The organism is Gryllotalpicola sp. CP2-P1 (genome assembly GCF_057512245.1).
The window spans coordinates 1-16,520 of sequence record NZ_JBLRDT010000041.1; the positions used below are offsets into that span (position 1 = coordinate 1).

The following is a 16,520-nucleotide window of genomic DNA, read 5'->3' on the forward strand; positions in this document are numbered from 1 at the left end:
GTGCTTTCCGATCTGGCCGGGTGCGGGGGCGCCGGGGCCCTGTGCCGGGCCGTGCTGCCGGCCATCGGGGCGATACGCCCCGGGCACGGGATGCTGCGGGGTCTGCGCCTGCGGCGCCGGCTGCCCCTGGGCTTCGAGCCCTTCGAGCTGCCACTCGGCCGGCTGCTTGATCGCGGCGCGCTGCTCCTCGGGCGTGGCGTACTCGCCGTACTGCGGGCGGTCGCGGCGCGGTGCGTCGGAGTCGGTCATCGGCTGCGACCGCCCAGCGCGCGGGCGTCGCGATTGCCGGCGGTGTCGGTGCGCAGCTCGCGCGGCAGCGAGAACATCAGGTCCTCTTCGGCGGTCTGCACCGTCTGCACGTCGGCGTAGCCCGCGCCGGCGAGGTCGGCGAGGACCTCCTGCACGAGGACCTCGGGCACGGATGCCCCGCTGGTCACCCCTACGGTGGCCGCGCCGTCCAGCCACTCCTGCCGGACCTCGCTCGCGTAGTCGACGCGATAGGCCGCCTTCGCGCCGTTCTCGAGCGCGACCTCGACGAGGCGCACGGAGTTGGACGAGTTCGCGGAGCCCACGACGATCACGACGTCGGCCTCCTGCGCGACCTTCTTGATCGCGACCTGGCGGTTCTGGGTGGCGTAGCAGATGTCGTCGCTGGGCGGGTCCTGCAGGGCGGGGAAGCGCTCGCGCAGCCGCCGCACCGTCTCCATCGTCTCGTCGACCGACAGGGTCGTCTGAGACAGCCAGACGACCTTCTCGGGGTCGCGGACGACGACGCTGTCGGCCTCGTCCGGGCTGTTCACGACGGTCACGTTGTCGGGCGCCTCGCCCGCGGTGCCCTCGACCTCCTCGTGCCCGGTGTGGCCGATAAGCAGGATCTCGAAGTCGTCGCGCGCGAAGCGCACAGCCTCGCGGTGCACCTTCGTCACGAGCGGGCAGGTCGCGTCGATCGCGCGCAGCCCGCGGTCGGATGCCGCCTGCACGACGGCGGGCGCGACACCGTGGGCGCTGAAGACGACGTGCGCGCCCTCAGGCACCTGGTCGACCTCATCGACGAAGACGGCGCCCTGCTGCTCGAGGGTGGAGACGACGTGCTTGTTGTGAACGATCTGCTTGCGCACGTAGACCGGGGCGCCGTAGCGCTCGAGTGCTTTCTCCACAGCAACGACTGCCCGGTCGACTCCTGCACAATAACCACGCGGGGAGGCCAGCAGGACCCGCTTGTGTCCGAGCACGGGGATATCCTTGAGCCGCCCGACGGCGCCCGCGACGCGGGGCATGCCGAGGCTGATCGAAGAGTCGCTCACGCCGTTCAGTTTAGGTCGGTGCGTGCACTCAACCTGGGAAGAGGTCGTTCATGGCAGACGCTCCGCCGACGCTCGAGTCGCCCTGGCCCGTCGCACTGCTCGCGACGAAGATCAAGGAGTACGTCGACCGGCTCGGCACCGCCTGGGTCGAGGGCGAGCTCACGCAATGGAACGTGCGCGGCAGCAACGTCTACGGCAAGCTCAAAGACCTCGAGCTCGACGTCACGGTCAGCATCAACGTGTGGTCGTCGGTCGCCTCGCGCCTCGACAAGGACTTCAAGCAGGGCGACCGCGTGATCGCAGCGGTCAAGCCCGACTACTGGGTCAAGGGCGGCACGCTCTCGATGCAGGTGTACGACCTGCGCCACGTCGGCCTCGGCGATCTGCTCGAGCGGCTCGAGCGGCTGCGCCGCCAGCTCGCCTCAGAGGGCCTGTTCGAGCAGAGCCGCAAGAAGCCCCTGCCCTTCCTGCCCCATCTCATCGGCCTCGTCACCGGCAAGGACTCCGACGCCGAGAAGGATGTCAAGAAGAACGCGCTGTTGCGCTGGCCTGCTGTGCAGTTCCGCACCGTCTACGCCGCCGTGCAGGGCGACCGCTCCGCCGCTGAGGTCACGGCCGCGATCAAGCGGCTCGACGACGACCCCGAGGTCGACGTGATCATCGTCGCCCGCGGCGGCGGCGACTTCCAGAACCTGCTGCCGTTCAGCGACGAGACCCTCGTGCGCACCGCCGCGGCGACGCGCACCCCGCTCGTCTCGGCGATCGGCCATGAGAACGACCGCCCGCTGCTCGACGACGTGGCCGACCTGCGCGCCTCGACGCCGACCGATGCCGCGAAGCGCGTCGTGCCCGACGTCGCGGAAGAGCTCGTGCGGGTGCAGCAGGCGCGCACCCGCATGCAGCAGCGCATCACCCACCAGATCAGCATCGAGATCGACCGGGTCGCGCAGCTGCGCAGCCGCCCCGCCCTCGCGACCACCAGCTGGATCGTCGACACCCGCGCCGAAGAGATCACCCGCTATGTGGCGCGGGGCGCCGAGCTCGCCGCCCGCACGGTCGAACGGGCCGAGACATCCGTTCGCGAGCTGGCCGCGCGCCTGCGCACGCTGTCGCCGCAATCGACGCTCGATCGCGGTTACGCGATCGTGCAGGCGGGCGGCCACGTCGTGAAGAGCGCGGATGCCGCACCGGACGGCACCCCCCTCGTGATCACACTCGCCGACGGCGCGCTCGATGCGGTTTCGACCGGCGGGCGCGACCGGCTCGCATCCGACTGACGCCCAGCCGACCGCACAGAGGAGCCACCTAGAATGAACGCCGTGCCAACCCCGGAAACCCCGAGCGATGTCGCCGCGCTGTCGTACGAGCAGGCGCGCGACGAGCTCGTGAAGGTCGTCAGCGAGCTCGAGCAGGGGAACGCCAGCCTCGAGCAGTCGCTGCAGCTGTGGGAGCGGGGCGAGGCGCTCGCCCGACGCTGCGAGGAGTGGCTGATCGGCGCGAAGGCGCGCCTCGACGCCGCCCGCCTCGGGCAGCAGGGCCAAACGCAGCAGCCGATCGCGCAGACGGGTGGCGACGAGTTCTAGATGAGTGACAACAGACCTGCAGGTCGCGTCGTCGCCGAGCTCGGGCGCCCCGAGACTCCCGCTGAGACCGCGGCGCGGAAGGCGGAGTCGAGCCGGCTCCACCGCCAGCGACAGACGGTCAACAACCTGGTCTACTCACTGCTCGCGACGCTCGGCATTGTGCTCGTCATCGTGCTGATGGTGCCCCGCGGCAACCCGGGCACGGTCGGAAAACCCGTCGACTGGAAGTCGGTCGCCTCGCAGGGCACGGGCACCGAGCCCGATCCCCTGCTCTCTCCCGACCTTCCGAAGGGCTGGAGCGCCAACGCGGCCGAGCTGCGCACCGGCGGGGCGGCCGGAATCGACGACTGGCACATCGGCTTCATCGCGCCCGACAAGCAGTACATCGGGCTCGACCAGGGCTTCAAGGCCGACGACACCTGGGCTGTGACCGAACTCGACAGCATCCGCGCCACCGGCTCGAAGACGATCGACGGCGTGAAGTGGGTCGTCTACGACAATCGCTCGGGTCAGTCCAGCAGCGACAACGTGACCTACGGCCTCGTCACGACGCACGGCTCGAGCACAGTGGTGCTCGCTGGCACGGCGGCCCCCACGTACTTCGACACGGTCGCGCGCGCACTCGCGCCACAACTCGACGGGAGCACGAACCGATGAGCGCACCCACTCCGGCAGAAGCTTGGCAGAGCCTGCAAGAAGGCAACCGCCGCTTCGTCGCGGGAACGCCCAACCACCCCAACCAGAACGTCGAGCGGCGCGTCGACCTCGCCGAGGGCCAGCACCCGCGCTACGCGATCTTCGGCTGCAGCGACTCGCGTCTCGCCGCCGAGATCATTTTCGACCTCGGGCTCGGCGACGCCTTCGTCATCCGCAACGCCGGGCAGGTGGCATCCGATTCGGCCATCGGCTCGCTCGAATACGCGGTCGGCGTGCTCGGAGTGCCGCTCATCCTCGTGCTCGGCCACGATGCGTGCGGCGCCGTGCGCGCTGCGATCGACTCGCAGGCGTCGGATGCCCCGAGCCTGACGCCCAAGATCGAGAAGCTGATCAGCCCGATCGTCCCCGCCGTGCGCCGCGTCGCCCGCGCACGCCGTGACGAGCCGCTCGACACCACGGCGATCGACGCAGGCGAGGTCGGCCGCGAGCACCTGCGCGACACGATCACCGACCTGCTCACCGGCAGCGAGCTGATCAGCCGCAAGGTGGTCGACGGCTCGGTCGGCATCGTCGGGGCGAACTACCGCCTGCACGAGGGCACCGCGGTGCCCGATGTGCTGATCGGCCTGCCGTCCTGAACGCGGGCGCCGCCCGCAACGCAATTCGAGACCCATCAATCCAGAGGGAGTGCACACCGAAGTGACGACCGAATCCGATGTCGACTACCGCATCGAACACGACACCATGGGCGAGGTGCGGGTCCCCCGCGACGCCCTCTACGCCGCGCAGACGCAGCGCGCGGTCGAGAACTTCCCGATCAGCGGCCGCACCCTCGAGTCGGCGCAGATCGCCGCGCTCGCCCGCATCAAGAAGGCCGCGGCCCTCGCCAACAAGGAGCTCGGCACGCTCGACGGCGCGATCGCCGACGCGATCGCCTGGGCCGCCGACGAGGTCATCTCCGGCGCGTACGACGGCGAGTTCCCGATCGACGTCTACCAGACCGGCTCCGGCACCTCGTCGAACATGAACATGAACGAGGTGCTGGCCACGCTGGCGTCGCGCCGTCTCGGCAGCCCGGTGCACCCGAACGACCACGTCAACGCGTCGCAGTCGTCGAACGACGTGTTCCCGACGTCGGTGCACATCGCGGTCACGAGCGCCCTGATCGACCAGCTCATCCCGGCGCTCGACCACCTCGCGGTCGCCTTCGAAGAGAAGGCCGAGCAGTGGAAGGACGCCGTGAAGGCCGGCCGCACGCATCTGATGGATGCCACGCCGGTCACGCTCGGGCAGGAGTTCGGCGGCTACGCCGCGCAGCTGCGCTACGGCATCGAGCGCGTGAACGCCGCGCTCCCCCGCGTGGCCGAGGTGCCCCTCGGCGGAACCGCCGTGGGCACCGGCATCAACACGCCGCTCGGCTTTCCGCAGAAGGTCATCCAGCTCATCGTCGATGACACCGAGCTGCCAATCACCGAGGCCCGGAATCACTTCGAGGCGCAGGCCAACCGCGACGCGCTCGTCGAGGCGTCGGGGGCGCTGCGCACGATCGCCGTCTCGCTGACCAAGATCTCGAACGACCTGCGGTGGATGGGGTCCGGGCCGAACACCGGCCTCGGCGAGCTGCACATCCCCGACCTGCAGCCGGGCTCGTCGATCATGCCGGGCAAGGTCAACCCGGTGATCCCCGAGGCGACGCTGATGGTCGCCTCTCGCGTGATCGGGAACGACGCCACGATCGCCTGGAGCGGCGCCTCCGGCGCATTCGAGCTCAACGTGGCGATCCCCGTCATGGGCTCTGCGCTCCTCGAGTCGATCCGCCTGCTGTCGAACGTCACACGCGTGCTCGCCGACAAGACCGTGCGCGGTCTCGAGGCCGACCTCGAGCGCAGCCGCTTCCTCGCCGAGGCGTCCCCGTCGATCGTCACCCCGCTCAACAAGCTCATCGGCTACGAGGCCGCGGCGAAGATCGCCAAGTACTCGGTCGCCGAGGGCCTCACGATCCGCGAGGCGGTCATCAAGCTCGGCTACGTCGAGCGCGGTGAGATCACCGAGGCGCAGCTCGACGAGAAGCTCGACGTGCTCTCGATGACGCACCCGTAGCACACGCGGATCTCGTCCGGCGGCGGCGACCGCGCCGCCGCCGCACAGCACGAGGGCCCCGGGGTACTCCCCGAGGCCCTCGGCGCAGGTGCGAGCAGCCGCCGCTACTCGAGCATCTCCGTGACGAGCGCGGCGATCGCCGAGCGCTCGGAGCGGGTCAGTGTGATGTGGCCGAACAGCTCCTGCCCCTTCAGCGACTCGATGACCGAGGCGACGCCGTCGTGCCGCCCCACGCGCAGGTTGTCGCGCTGGGCGACGTCGTGGGTGAGCACCACGCGCGAGTTCTGGCCGACGCGCGAGAGCACCGTGAGCAGCACGTTGCGCTCGAGCGACTGCGCCTCGTCGACGATCACGAACGCGTCGTGCAGCGAGCGGCCCCGGATGTGCGTGAGCGGCAGCACCTCGAGGATGCCGCGGTCGACGACCTCCTCGAGCACATTGTCGGAGACGAGGGCCCCCAGAGTGTCGAACACCGCCTGCCCCCACGGGTTCATCTTCTCCTGCTGATCGCCGGGCAGGTAGCCGAGCTCCTGGCCGCCGACCGCGAACAGCGGTCGGAACACCATGATCTTCTTGTGCTGCTGCCGCTCGAGCACGGCCTCGAGACCCGCGCACAGCGCGAGCGCGGACTTGCCCGTTCCCGCGCGCCCGCCGAGCGAGACGATGCCGATCTCGGGGTCGAGGAGCATGTCGATCGCGAGCCGCTGCTCGGCCGAGCGGCCGTGCAGGCCGAAGACGTCCCGGTCGCCGCGAACGAGGCGGATGGCACCTTCCCCAGTGACCCGCCCCAGCGCCGACCCCCGGTCGGAATGGATGATGAGACTCGTGTTGACGGGCAGGCCGGCCGCGGCATCCGTCTCAAGCTCCTCGTGCTCGTACAGCGACGCCATCTGCGCGGCGGACAGGTCGATGTCTGAGAGCCCCGTGTAGCCCGAGTCGACGGCGAGCTCCGCCCGGTACTCCTCGGCCAGCAGGCCGATCGACGACGCCTTGACGCGCATCGGCAGGTCTTTCGAGACCACCGTCACATCGAGACCGTCGTTCGACAGGTTCATCGCGACCGCGAGGATACGGGCGTCGTTGTCGCCGAGCTGCATGCCCGACGGCAGCACCGTCATGTTCGAGTGGTTGAGCTCGACGCGCAGGCTGCCGCCGTCGCCGACGGGCACCGGGAAGTCGAGTCGGCCGTTCTGCACGCGCAGATCGTCGAGATGCCGCAGCGCCTGACGCGCGAAATAGCCGATCTCGGGGTCGTTCCGCTTGCCCTCGAGCTCGCCGATGACCACGACGGGGATGACCACCGAGTGTTCGGCGAAGCGGAAGATCGCACGCGGATCGGACAGCAGAACAGAGGTGTCGAGGACGAAGGTCCTCTCGGTCTGTCGTGTCTCGCTCGGCGATTCCCCCTTCACGATCGTGCCCGGCTGCTTGGTCGAAACTGAAGCCACAACCACTCCCGTCCGGCGCGGGCCACGCCCGCGCGCGGTTCACTTGAAGCGAAGTGGCCGCTTGGTCTCGAAGTGAACTTATGTGGCCACCTCGACCGGGCGCCGTGCCCGATGGGTGACAAGTTACGTCGCTGTAATTCGATCCGCTACCCCCGACACGCGTCACACGGGTAACAAGCTCGTTAACCGGCTGTCAGTAGGCGCTGGCGTACGAGGTGAGCGCCGCGCGCAGCATGGCGAGCGTCTCCTCGGTGGTGCCCGCGTGCGCCGAGAGCCGCACCGAGCCGCCGCGCGACTTCGCGGTGACGCCGTGGTTGTGCAGGCTGGCCGTGAGCTTCGTGAGCGACTCGGGCTCCGGCTCGAGCACGACGATGCCCGCGCGCTCGTTGTCGGCGCGCGATGAGGCGACCTCGATGCCGTATTCGTCGGCGAGGTCGATGACGCGCGCCGCGCTGTCGGCCACCGCTGCCGAGATCTCGGCGACGCCCACGGCCGCGATCTCCTCGAGCGCAGAGGCGAGGCATGCCTGTGCCACGCGGTCGGGGTTGCTCACGGTGAAGGCCTTGGCCGAGTGCGAGTAGGGCGGCACCGCGTCCCACGGCTCGACGAGGTCGGTTCCCGTCCAGCCGGTGAACACGGGGGTGATGTGCTCGATGGCGCGCTCAGACAGGGCGAGGAATCCGGTGCCCCAGCCCGCGCGCACCCATTTCTGGCCGCCCGTCGAGACCACGTCGGCGACCTCGTAGGGCGCGTCGACGACGCCGAAGCCCTGAATCGCGTCGACGATCAGCAGGCGGTCGCCGATGACCTGGCGGATGCCGTCGAGATCGGCGACGTAGCCGGTGCGCGAGTCGACGAGCGAGACGGCGACCGCGGTCACGGAGTCGGTCAGCTGCTCGCGGATCCCGGACGGCGTGACCTTCCCGTGGTCGGTCTCGAGCCAGACGGGGTTCACGACATGCAGCGCCTCGGCGGCGCGCTGCACCGCGACGGGCAGGCTGGGGAACTCGCCCGGCGAGACCATGACGTCGCCCGTGATGCCGAAGATCGCGTGCATCAGCCCCTGCGTGGTCGACGGCTGGAAGACGATCTGATCGGCCGGGAACCCGGTGAGGGCGGATGCCGCGGCCCGCACGCGCTCGTCCTCGTGGCCGAGCTGCGCGAGCGACCCGAACCGGGCACGCGCGAACAGATCGGCGTGCGCGTACAGCTCCTGCTGCACGGTCCTCGAGATCGGCCCGACGCCCCCGTAGTCGAGATAGCCCGGTTCTTCCAGGAATCCGGCCCGGAACTCGTCCAACGTCGTCACATGAACCTCCTGAGCAATTCTGACGGAACCTGCGGGTCTAGCCCAATCGAGGTGACAGCTGCTAGAATCTGTGTTGTATTTATCAAAGGGATGCCTATGTACGACTACTTCGCAGGCAAGACCGCGCTCGTTACCGGCGCGGCCTCGGGAATCGGCAAGGCGGTCGCCGAGCAGCTCGCGGCCGAAGGCGCCAACGTGGTGGTGGCCGACCTGAAGCTCGAGGCGGCGCAGGCCGTCGCCGATGAGCTCGTCGCTGCGGGCGGCTCCGCGGTCGCCTTCGCCGGCGACGTCTCTGACCCTGCGGTGGTCAAGGCGGCGGTCGACCTCGCGGTCGAGCGCTTCGGCGCCCTGCACCTCGCGGTGAACAACGCCGGCATCGGCGGCCCGCAGGGGGCACTCGCCGACTACGACGACTCCGACGGATTCGCCGCCTACCACCAGCTCATGGGCGTCAACCTGCACTCGGTCTACTACGGCCTGCGCTACGAGATCCCCGAGATCGTGAAGGCGGGCGGCGGCGCGATCGTGAACATGTCGTCGATCCTCGGCCTCGTGGCCGAGCCGACCGCCGCGCCGTACACGACCGCGAAGCACGGGGTCACCGGCATGACGAAGGCCGCCGGGGCGACGTATGCCTCGCAGGGCATCCGCATCAACTCGGTCCACCCGGGCTACATCGACACGCCGCTGCTCTCCGCCCTTCCCACCGACTACAAGCAGGTGCTGATCTCGAAGCACCCGGCCGGTCGCCTCGGCACCGCTGACGAGGTCGCGAACGTCGTGCTGTTCCTGCTCTCCGACAAGGCGAGCTTCATCAACGGCACGCAGCACGTCGTCGACGGCGGCTACACGGACATCTAGCCGCCGAAGCGGCGCTGGCGGCGCGTGAAGTCGCGCAGGGCGCGCAGGAAGTCGACCTCGCGCAGGTCGGGGCCGAGGGCCTCGACGAAGTAGAACTCGCTGTGGGCGCTCTGCCACAGCATGAAGTCCGAGAGGCGCTGCTCGCCCGAGGTGCGGATCACGAGGTCGGGGTCGGGCTGACCGCCCGTGTACAGGTGCTCGCCGATCAGCTCGGGCGTCAGCGTCTCGGCGAGGTCCTCGAGCGACCGGCCGGCGGCGTGGTGCTCGGCGACGATCGAGCGCATCGCGTCGGTGATCTCGGTGCGGCCGCCGTAGCCGACGGCGAGGTTCACGTGCAGGCCCCCCGCATCGCGGCTCGCCTGCTCGGCGGTGCGCAGCGCCTCGGCCAGCGGCCCGGGCAGCCCGACGGTCGAGCCGACGTGCTGCACGCGCCAGTCCCGGTGCCGCGAGAGGTCGAGGGCCAGCTCGGCGATGATCTTCATGAGCGCGTCGAGCTCGTCGGAGCCGCGGTTGGTGAGGTTGTCGGCCGAGAGCAGATAGAGCGTGACGACCCGGATGCCCAGCTCGTCGCACCACTCGAGGAACTCGATCATCTTCGCGGCGCCGGCGCGGTGGCCGTGCTCGACGGTCGTGTAGCCGACCTGCCTGGCCCAGCGCCGATTGCCGTCGATGATCATCGCGACGTGGTGCGGCAGCGACTCGGGCCCCGCCGCCGCGAGGTCGCGACGCAGCCGGCGCTGGTAGAGCCCGTACAGCACCCCTCTGCCCGGGGCGGGCCGTCGATCGCTCACAGGCACAACTTACCGAAGTTCGACAAGCCGCCCGCGACCGCTCTGCGATGTGCCTGGGGATCCGCACAGCGCCCTGGCCGTGGCATCCGGCCCGCGCCTACGCTCGAGAGATGTCGATCGCCGCGCCGTTCCCCCGCACACCTGGCACGCTCGAGGTCGAGCTCAAGCCCAGCTGGCGCGGCTGGATCCACGCGGCGACCACGCCGCTCACCATCGCCGCCGGCATCGTGCTCATCTGCCTGGGCCACGGCGCCGCCGCGAAGACGGGCGCTGCGATCTTCATGGCCACCTCGATCCTGCTGTTCGGGAACTCGGCGCTCTACCACCGCTTCAACTGGGCCCCGCGCGCGAAGCTCGCGCTCAAGCGCGTCGACCACGCGAACATCTTCCTGCTGATCGCCGGCACCTACACGCCGGTCGCGCTCACGATGCTCCCCCTCGTGTGGGAGGGCGTTCTCGTGCTCTCGGTCGTGTGGGCCGGCGCCATCGCCGGCGTTTTCTTCCGAGTGTTCTGGATCACGGCGCCGCGCTGGCTCTATGTGCCGCTCTATCTCGTGCTCGGCTGGGCCGGGGTCGCCGTGTGCGCGCTCTCGGGGTTCGACCCCTTCACCTCGACGGGCGCCGTCGCCGCGGGCATCCTGATCGGTGTCGGCGGCCTGTTCTACACGTTGGGCGCCATCGTCTACGGCACGAAGTGGCCCGGTCGCGCCGCCAGGCACTTCGGCTTTCACGAGATCTTCCACGCCTTCACGGCGGCGTCGTTCGCCTGCCACTGGGCGGCGATGCTCGTGCTGGCGCTGCACCCGCCGTTCAACGCGTAGCGGTGATGCCGCGAGCGGATGCCTGAGCGCTACGGCCGCTCGGAGGAGCCGTCGCCCTCGGCCTGCGCGCGCTGCTCGGCGTCGAGCTTCTCGTTGACTTCGGCCCGGTAGCGCACGCGGCGGACGCGGCGGGTCATGTCGATGACGAGCAGCAGCACCACGATCGCGACGCCGAAGAACGCGACGAAGCCCCAGACGCCGGGTGTCGTGACGTCGGCCGCCGGAATGCTGGGGGTCGGCGATGGAGTGGGGGCCGCCGCCGCGAGCCCGACCAGAGCGGTCGCCGCGCTCACGCGAGCGCCTCTTCCGGAATGCCGGCGAACAGATCGGTCTCAGGGGTCACTGCGGGAACTTTCGAATCGATGAGCTGATAGTCGTCGGTGGGCCACGCGGCCCGCACGACGTCATTGGGCCAGAAGAAGAACGGGCTGTCGGGCGCCACCTGGCTCGCGTGCGACCGTAGCGCAGCATCCTTGGCGTCGAGATAGTCGGCCACGTCGACGCGGGTGGTCGCGAGGTACGGCGACTCGGTGAGCCAGCGCTTCATGTTCTCGAACTCGGCGATGAGCGGCGAGTCGGGGTGGCGCGCCACGAGCTCGTCGTAGACGGCGCGCGTCTTCTGCGAGCTGAACAGCCGGTCGTAGTAGTACTTCGGGATCTGCCACGCGTTCCCCGCCGCGGGGTAGCGCGCGGCGTCGGCCGCGGCCTCGCGTGCGTAAGCGGCGACGTCGTGGCTGCGGATGTGGTCGGGGTGCGGGTAGCCGCCGTTCTCGTCGTAGCTCACGAGCACGTGCGGCCGGAACTCGCGGATCAGGCGCACGAGCGGCTCGGCCGAGATCTCGAGCGGGATCGTCGCGAACGACAGCGGCGGCACCGGCTCACCCTCGTCGGGCAGGCCGGAGTCGTAGTAGCCGAGCCACCGGTGCTCGAAGCCGATGATCTCGCGCGCCGCCGCCATCTCGAGCCGGCGCAGACCGGCGAGGTCGCGGTGCGCGAGCGGGATGCCGTCGACGGCGGGATTGAGGATGCTGCCGCGCTGGCCGCCCGTGCAGGTGACGACCATCACCTCGGCCCCCTCGGCGAGGTAGCGCGCGTAGCTCGCCGCGCCCTTGCTGGACTCGTCGTCGGGGTGGGCGTGAACCGCCATCAACCGCTTGGCCACACGCCGCCTCTCGGGTCGTGAACGGGGACTCAGCTTCCGGCTCAGGAATGCGCCGTAACCTTGACCAGACTACTTGGAAGGACCGACATGCCAGCTGACGGCGAAGCCCTTGCGGGCCGCTACGGCAACACCGCGCAGCGCCGCCGCACGACCCGCTGGCTCCTGATCGGCCTCGGTGCGTTCATCGCCGTCGTCATGATCGCGTGGGCGGTCTGGGGCTCGGGGCTCGGCTCGAGCGCGTCGTCACTGCAGTACACCGACACCGCGAACGACCCCATCGACGGTCAGCACATCACCGTGAGCTTCGCCGTCGACGCGCCGCCGAACACCGCGGTCTCGTGCGCTGTCGAGGCGCAGAACATCGACTTCACCGTCGTCGGCTACGACGTTGTTCATCTCAAGCCGACGGCCGAGACCCACCAGGTCGTCACAAAAAGCCTGATCACGTACGAACCCGCCGTCTCAGGCTCGCTCGATAAGTGCTGGTTGACGTAAGATTGCTCTTCAACGCCTCGACGAACACCGTCGGGGCGTGACCTTATCCCGAACGAGACGGCCCTTCCGACCGCCGTCGAAGCAAGGAGCAACCATGTCCCAGGAGACCACGGTCACCTTCCTCACGCAGGAGGCGTACGACCGGCTGAACGACGAGCTCACCTACCTGGAGACGACCGGCCGCGCCGAGATCGCCAAGCGCATCGAGGCGGCGCGCGAAGAGGGCGACCTCAAGGAGAACGGCGGCTACCACGCCGCCAAGGACCAGCAGGGCGTGCAGGAAGCGCGCATCGTGACCCTGAAGAACCTGCTTGCGCACTCCAAGGTGGGCGTCGCCCCCGAGAGCAACGGAGTCGTCGAACCGGGCACCCTCGTCACGGCGGTCATCGCCGGCGCAGAGGACACGTTCGTCGTCGGCAACCGCGAGATCGCCAAAGACAGCGAGTACTCGGTGTACAGCGAGCAGAGCCCTATCGGCTCCGCGATCCTCGGCCTTAAGATCGGCGACAAGACGAGCTACACCGCGCCGAACGGCAAGGAGATCTCGGTCGAGATCACCGACGTTCAGACGTGGAGCGGCCAGTAAGGCATCCGCGAGCCAAAGGCCCCGTCGCACGACGGGGCCTTTCTCGTATCCGCTATTCCGCCTGCTCGACGAGCGGCTCGTAGCCCGCCTCGCGCAGGTGCTGCAGCACCTGCGCGCGATGCTCGGGGCCGCGCGTCTCGACGGAGATCTCGAGCGCGACCTGGCTGATCTGCAGGCCGTTGTGGTGCCGCGTGTGCAGCACCTCGATGACGTTCGCGCTGACTTCGGCGAGCAGCTGCGAGATCGTCGCGAGCTGACCGGGGCGGTCGGGCAGCATGATGCGCACGGTGAGATAGCGGGCGGATGCCTCGAGGCCGTGCGCGATGACGCGCTGCATGAGCAGCGGGTCGATGTTCCCGCCGGAGAGCACCGCGACGGTGGGGCCGGTCGCGGCCACCTTCCCCGCGAGAATGGCGGCGACACCCGCGGCGCCCGCGGGTTCGACGACGAGCTTGGCCCGCTCGAGCAGCACGAGGATCGCGCGGGCGAGATCGTCCTCGCCGACGGTGACGACCTCGTCGACGTAGGCCTGGACGATCGGGAAGTTGAGGTTGCCGGGGCGGCCGACGGCGATGCCGTCGGCGATGGTCGGCTCGATCGCGATCGACACCTTCTCGCCCGCGGCGAGCGAGGCGGGGTAGCTGGCGGCGTTCTCGGCCTGGACGCCGACGATGCGGATGCTGCGGCCCTGCGACTCGGCCGTGAGCTTCGCCGCCCGGGCAACGCCCGAGATGAGGCCGCCGCCGCCGATCGGCACGAGGATCGTCTCGACGTCGGGCACCTGCTCGAGGATCTCGAGGCCGAGCGTGGCCTGCCCCGTGATGACGTCCTCGTGATCGTAGGGCGGGATGAACACGGCGCCCGTGCGCGCGGTGAACGCCTGCGCGGCGGCGAGGGTCTCGTTGAAGGTGGTGCCCTCGAGCACGGCCTGCGCGCCGTATGCGCGGGTCGCCTGCAGCTTCGGCAGGGCGACGCCGACCGGCATGAAGATGGTGGCGCTGATGCCGAGGCGCTGGGCGGCCATCGCGACGCCCTGCGCGTGGTTCCCCGCCGACGCCGCGACCACACCGCGCGCCTTCTCCTCGTCGGAGAGGCGGCTGAGTCGGTTGTATGCACCGCGGATCTTGTACGAGCCGGTGCGCTGCAGGTTCTCGGCCTTGAGCCACACGGGCACACCGAGCAGTTCCTCGAGAGCGCGGCTGTGCTCCATGGGGGTCGGCTGAATCACGCGCGCGACCACCTCGCGGGCCTGCTCGATCTCGGCGAGGGTCGGGCCGAGATAGACGGTGGCGGCTGATTCGGGCGCGGAACTCATTGCGTCAGTCTATGTTTCCGGCCCTTCGCACCCGCTCGCGGGGCACCACCTGCCAGAGGGCGGTCCGCGAGCTCTGCCACCGGGGCGGCGGCGCCGTCTTCCACGACTGCAGCGAGATGTAGCCGATCATCACGTTGAGCACGGCGGCGAAGGGCACCGCGAACAGCGCCCCGGTCACTCCCGCGAGCAGCGCGCCCGCAGCGACCACCAGCACGACCGCGAGGGGGTGGACCTTGACCGCGGTGCCCATGATGAGCGGCTGCAGCACGTGCCCCTCGAGCTGCTGCACGAACAGCACGACGGCGAGCATGATGAGCGCGAACCAGAACCCCTTGTAGACCAGCGCGATGAAGACCGCGAGCGTGCCTGTGACGACCGCGCCGACGATCGGGATGAACGAGCCGAGGAACACGAGCACGGCGACAGGAACCGCGAGCGGCAGGCCGAGGAAGAACGCGCCGAGGCCGATGCCCAGCGCATCGATGGATGCCACGAGGATCTGCACGCGCACGAAGCTGCGCAGCGTCAGCCAGCCGGCGCGCCCGGCGCCATCTGCCGCGAGCCGTGCACGGCGCGGGAAGACGCTCACGACCCAGCGCCAGATGCCTTCGCCGTCGATCAGGATGAACAGGGTGCTGAACAGCGTCAGCAGCAGGCCGGTCGCGAAGTGCCCCACCGTCGAGCCGACCGAGAGCGCCCCATTGATGAGCACCTGGCTGTCGGTCTGGACCGCGTCCGTGATCTGGCGGATGCCGTCGTCGATCTGCCGGTCGGAGAGGTTGAACGGCGGCCCGGTCAGCCACGTTCGCAGGGACTCGACCGAGGCCATCGTCTGGTGGCGCAGCGTGCCGGATTCCGCGCGCAGCTGCTCCCCGACGAGATAGAGCAGACCGCCGAGCACGGCGACCGTGACGGCCATGCAGACGACGATCGCGACCCACTTCGGCACGTGTACCCGCACGAGCAGGTCCTTGAGCGGCACGAGCAGCGCAGACAGCAGGATCGCGATCAGCACCGGCACGACGATGAGCCGCAATTGCACGATGACGAACAGCAGCACGGCGATCGCGGCGCCGATCAGCAGCAGGCGCCATGACCAGGCGGATGCCAGCAGGACGCCCCGGGGAAGGGAGTCGTCGACCTTCTGGGACTCCGAACGCGCGCGGGCGGCTCCGGTGCGGGCGCGGAATGCGGCCGTCCGGAAGCTGCGTGGCCGAGGGGCGGTCATGCTGCCGAGTCTAGAGCTCTCAGAAGTCCGATGTCGGTGGCTCGCGGTAGCGTCGAGGCGATGGTTCAGACACTCAGCGCGGCGGCCGCGCGCCGCGTCGCACTCGCCGCCCAGGGCTTTGGCCGCCCGGCGCCCGAGCGGGTGGGAACACGCCAGCTGAACGGGCTTTTCGAGCGGCTCGGCCTGCTGCAGATCGACTCGGTGAACGTCTTCGAGCGCTCGCACTATCTGCCGGCGTTCGCGCGGCTCGGGGCATACGACAAGTCATTGCTCGACCGCCTCACCTTCCGGCCGGGCTCGCCGGCCTCCGACGCCGGCTACACCGAGGTGTGGGCCCACGAGGCCGCGTTCGTGCGCGTGCGTGACTGGCCGCTGTTCCGCTTCCGTCACCGTCGCTACCGCGAGAAGTACCTCGCCGGGAAAGAGAGCTGGGGGCTCACCGCCGGCCGCGAGACGATCGAGTGGCTGCGCTCCGAGCTCGCGGCGAAAGGGCCGCTGGCCGCGAGCGAGATCGAGCACGACGCGAATGTCAGGCAGGGCCCGTGGTGGGGCTGGTCCGAGGTCAAGCAGGGGCTCGAGGTGATGTTCCGCGCGGGCGAGCTCGCGACAGCCGGGCGCACGCGCTTCGAACGGCGCTACGCGCTCGCGGCCGACGTGCTGCCCACCTCGGTGCTGGGGGCGGCCGTGGCCGAGCCCGACGCCGTGCGCGAGCTCGTGCGCCGTGCCGTCACCGCCCTCGGCGTCGGCACGCTGTCAGACATCGCCGATTACTACCGTCTCTACACCGCCGAGACGAAGACGGCGCTGCACGAGCTGATCGATGCGGGTGACGTCGAGCGGGTGCACGTCGAGGGCTGGGT

At 69.7% G+C, this 16,520-nt stretch carries 19 protein-coding genes; 10 read left to right on the forward strand and 9 right to left on the reverse strand.

What is annotated here, in order from left to right; all coding sequences use genetic code 11:
* Together ACM2XV_RS05245 and ACM2XV_RS05250 are read right to left on the reverse strand one after the other, a co-directional pair.
* A partial coding sequence (locus tag ACM2XV_RS05245) for a DUF6264 family protein (protein ID WP_487026195.1) occupies positions 1 to 249 on the reverse strand: 249 nt, incomplete at its 3' end.
* Complete coding sequence (locus ACM2XV_RS05250; RefSeq protein WP_344774302.1) at positions 246 to 1,277, reverse strand: 4-hydroxy-3-methylbut-2-enyl diphosphate reductase; 1,032 nt, start codon at positions 1,275 to 1,277, stop codon at positions 246 to 248. The genes ACM2XV_RS05250 and ACM2XV_RS05245, both read right to left, overlap by 4 nt.
* A gap of 77 nt (positions 1,278 to 1,354) precedes the next feature.
* Here ACM2XV_RS05250 and xseA point away from each other — a divergent pair, with 77 nt between their 5' ends.
* Genes xseA through ACM2XV_RS05275 form a run of 5 tightly spaced genes read left to right on the forward strand, consistent with a single transcriptional unit; the run spans position 1,355 to position 5,644 of the window.
* Positions 1,355 to 2,581 (forward strand): exodeoxyribonuclease VII large subunit, encoded by a 1,227-nt coding sequence (gene xseA / locus ACM2XV_RS05255; protein ID WP_344773924.1) that lies wholly within the window; start codon positions 1,355 to 1,357, stop codon positions 2,579 to 2,581.
* Between the two features lie 33 nt (positions 2,582 to 2,614).
* Positions 2,615 to 2,887, forward strand: coding sequence for an exodeoxyribonuclease VII small subunit (locus ACM2XV_RS05260; RefSeq protein ID WP_344773922.1), 273 nt, complete (start codon positions 2,615 to 2,617; stop codon positions 2,885 to 2,887).
* Entirely contained in the window at positions 2,888 to 3,544 is a 657-nt protein-coding gene (locus tag ACM2XV_RS05265; RefSeq protein WP_344773920.1) for a DUF4245 domain-containing protein, read from the forward strand.
* On the forward strand, positions 3,541 to 4,182 hold the full coding sequence (locus ACM2XV_RS05270) for a carbonic anhydrase (protein ID WP_344773918.1): 642 nt from the start codon (positions 3,541 to 3,543) through the stop codon (positions 4,180 to 4,182). Before ACM2XV_RS05265 ends, ACM2XV_RS05270 begins: the two co-directional genes overlap by 4 nt.
* 49 nt (positions 4,183 to 4,231) lie before the next feature.
* Complete coding sequence (locus tag ACM2XV_RS05275) at positions 4,232 to 5,644, forward strand: class II fumarate hydratase (protein ID WP_344773916.1); 1,413 nt, start codon at positions 4,232 to 4,234, stop codon at positions 5,642 to 5,644.
* 104 nt (positions 5,645 to 5,748) lie between these two features.
* On the opposite strand, the gene phoH2 is transcribed toward ACM2XV_RS05275, so the two are convergent.
* Positions 5,749 to 7,056 (reverse strand): RNA 5'-3' helicase PhoH2, encoded by a 1,308-nt coding sequence (gene phoH2, locus ACM2XV_RS05280; protein WP_344774300.1) that lies wholly within the window; start codon positions 7,054 to 7,056, stop codon positions 5,749 to 5,751.
* Between the two features lie 229 nt (positions 7,057 to 7,285).
* Complete coding sequence (locus ACM2XV_RS05285) at positions 7,286 to 8,401, reverse strand: aminotransferase class V-fold PLP-dependent enzyme (RefSeq protein ID WP_344773914.1); 1,116 nt, start codon at positions 8,399 to 8,401, stop codon at positions 7,286 to 7,288.
* 96 nt (positions 8,402 to 8,497) lie between these two features.
* On the opposite strand from ACM2XV_RS05285, the gene ACM2XV_RS05290 reads away from it, so the two are divergent.
* The gene (locus ACM2XV_RS05290) at positions 8,498 to 9,262 is read left to right on the forward strand and encodes an SDR family NAD(P)-dependent oxidoreductase (protein ID WP_344773912.1); all 765 of its coding nucleotides are present in this window, start codon (positions 8,498 to 8,500) and stop codon (positions 9,260 to 9,262) included.
* Here the strand turns inward: ACM2XV_RS05290 and ACM2XV_RS05295 are convergent.
* Positions 9,259 to 10,053, reverse strand: coding sequence for an isoprenyl transferase (locus tag ACM2XV_RS05295; RefSeq protein ID WP_344773910.1), 795 nt, complete (start codon positions 10,051 to 10,053; stop codon positions 9,259 to 9,261). The genes ACM2XV_RS05290 and ACM2XV_RS05295 overlap by 4 nt on opposite strands.
* A gap of 110 nt (positions 10,054 to 10,163) precedes the next feature.
* Here ACM2XV_RS05295 and trhA point away from each other — a divergent pair, with 110 nt between their 5' ends.
* Positions 10,164 to 10,874, forward strand: a complete 711-nt coding sequence (gene trhA, locus ACM2XV_RS05300; RefSeq protein WP_344773907.1) for a PAQR family membrane homeostasis protein TrhA — start codon at positions 10,164 to 10,166, stop codon at positions 10,872 to 10,874.
* Between the two features lie 29 nt (positions 10,875 to 10,903).
* Here trhA and ACM2XV_RS05305 read toward each other — a convergent pair whose 3' ends face one another.
* Positions 10,904 to 11,167 carry a hypothetical protein gene (locus ACM2XV_RS05305; protein ID WP_344773905.1) on the reverse strand — a complete coding sequence of 88 codons (264 nt, stop codon included), beginning with the start codon at positions 11,165 to 11,167 and terminating at the stop codon, positions 10,904 to 10,906.
* The gene (mca, locus tag ACM2XV_RS05310) at positions 11,164 to 12,036 is read right to left on the reverse strand and encodes a mycothiol conjugate amidase Mca (protein ID WP_344773903.1); all 873 of its coding nucleotides are present in this window, start codon (positions 12,034 to 12,036) and stop codon (positions 11,164 to 11,166) included. Before mca ends, ACM2XV_RS05305 begins: the two co-directional genes overlap by 4 nt.
* 87 nt (positions 12,037 to 12,123) lie before the next feature.
* Here mca and ACM2XV_RS05315 point away from each other — a divergent pair, with 87 nt between their 5' ends.
* Positions 12,124 to 12,531: a DUF4307 domain-containing protein gene (locus ACM2XV_RS05315; RefSeq protein ID WP_344773901.1), complete on the forward strand. Its 408-nt coding sequence runs from the start codon at positions 12,124 to 12,126 to the stop codon at positions 12,529 to 12,531.
* 94 nt (positions 12,532 to 12,625) lie between these two features.
* Positions 12,626 to 13,117 carry a transcription elongation factor GreA gene (gene greA / locus ACM2XV_RS05320; protein WP_344773899.1) on the forward strand — a complete coding sequence of 164 codons (492 nt, stop codon included), beginning with the start codon at positions 12,626 to 12,628 and terminating at the stop codon, positions 13,115 to 13,117.
* A gap of 52 nt (positions 13,118 to 13,169) precedes the next feature.
* Here the strand turns inward: greA and ilvA are convergent, their stop codons facing one another.
* Both ilvA and ACM2XV_RS05330 read right to left on the reverse strand, forming a co-directional pair.
* Positions 13,170 to 14,432, reverse strand: coding sequence for a threonine ammonia-lyase (gene ilvA / locus ACM2XV_RS05325; protein WP_344773897.1), 1,263 nt, complete (start codon positions 14,430 to 14,432; stop codon positions 13,170 to 13,172).
* A 4-nt stretch (positions 14,433 to 14,436) separates the two neighbouring features.
* On the reverse strand, positions 14,437 to 15,660 hold the full coding sequence (locus ACM2XV_RS05330) for an AI-2E family transporter (RefSeq protein ID WP_344773895.1): 1,224 nt from the start codon (positions 15,658 to 15,660) through the stop codon (positions 14,437 to 14,439).
* Positions 15,661 to 15,720: 60 nt separating this feature from the next.
* Between ACM2XV_RS05330 and ACM2XV_RS05335 the strand changes: the two genes are divergently transcribed.
* Positions 15,721 to 16,520, forward strand: an 800-nt coding sequence (locus tag ACM2XV_RS05335) for a DNA glycosylase AlkZ-like family protein (protein ID WP_487026196.1), incomplete at its 3' end; no start/stop codon positions are given.

Bases quoted from the DNA above. Each gene is read 5' to 3' on its own strand.
- ACM2XV_RS05250 (WP_344774302.1), bottom strand. From the start codon at position 1,277: ATGCCCCGCGTCGCGGGCGCCGTCGGGCGGCTCAAGGATATCCCCGTG.
- xseA (WP_344773924.1), top strand. From the start codon at position 1,355: ATGGCAGACGCTCCGCCGACGCTCGAGTCGCCCTGGCCCGTCGCACTG.
- ACM2XV_RS05260 (WP_344773922.1), top strand. From the start codon at position 2,615: ATGAACGCCGTGCCAACCCCGGAAACCCCGAGCGATGTCGCCGCGCTG.
- ACM2XV_RS05265 (WP_344773920.1), top strand. From the start codon at position 2,888: ATGAGTGACAACAGACCTGCAGGTCGCGTCGTCGCCGAGCTCGGGCGC.
- ACM2XV_RS05270 (WP_344773918.1), top strand. From the start codon at position 3,541: ATGAGCGCACCCACTCCGGCAGAAGCTTGGCAGAGCCTGCAAGAAGGC.
- ACM2XV_RS05290 (WP_344773912.1), top strand. From the start codon at position 8,498: ATGTACGACTACTTCGCAGGCAAGACCGCGCTCGTTACCGGCGCGGCC.
- trhA (WP_344773907.1), top strand. From the start codon at position 10,164: ATGTCGATCGCCGCGCCGTTCCCCCGCACACCTGGCACGCTCGAGGTC.
- ACM2XV_RS05315 (WP_344773901.1), top strand. From the start codon at position 12,124: ATGCCAGCTGACGGCGAAGCCCTTGCGGGCCGCTACGGCAACACCGCG.
- greA (WP_344773899.1), top strand. From the start codon at position 12,626: ATGTCCCAGGAGACCACGGTCACCTTCCTCACGCAGGAGGCGTACGAC.
- ilvA (WP_344773897.1), bottom strand. From the start codon at position 14,432: ATGAGTTCCGCGCCCGAATCAGCCGCCACCGTCTATCTCGGCCCGACC.
- ACM2XV_RS05330 (WP_344773895.1), bottom strand. From the start codon at position 15,660: ATGACCGCCCCTCGGCCACGCAGCTTCCGGACGGCCGCATTCCGCGCC.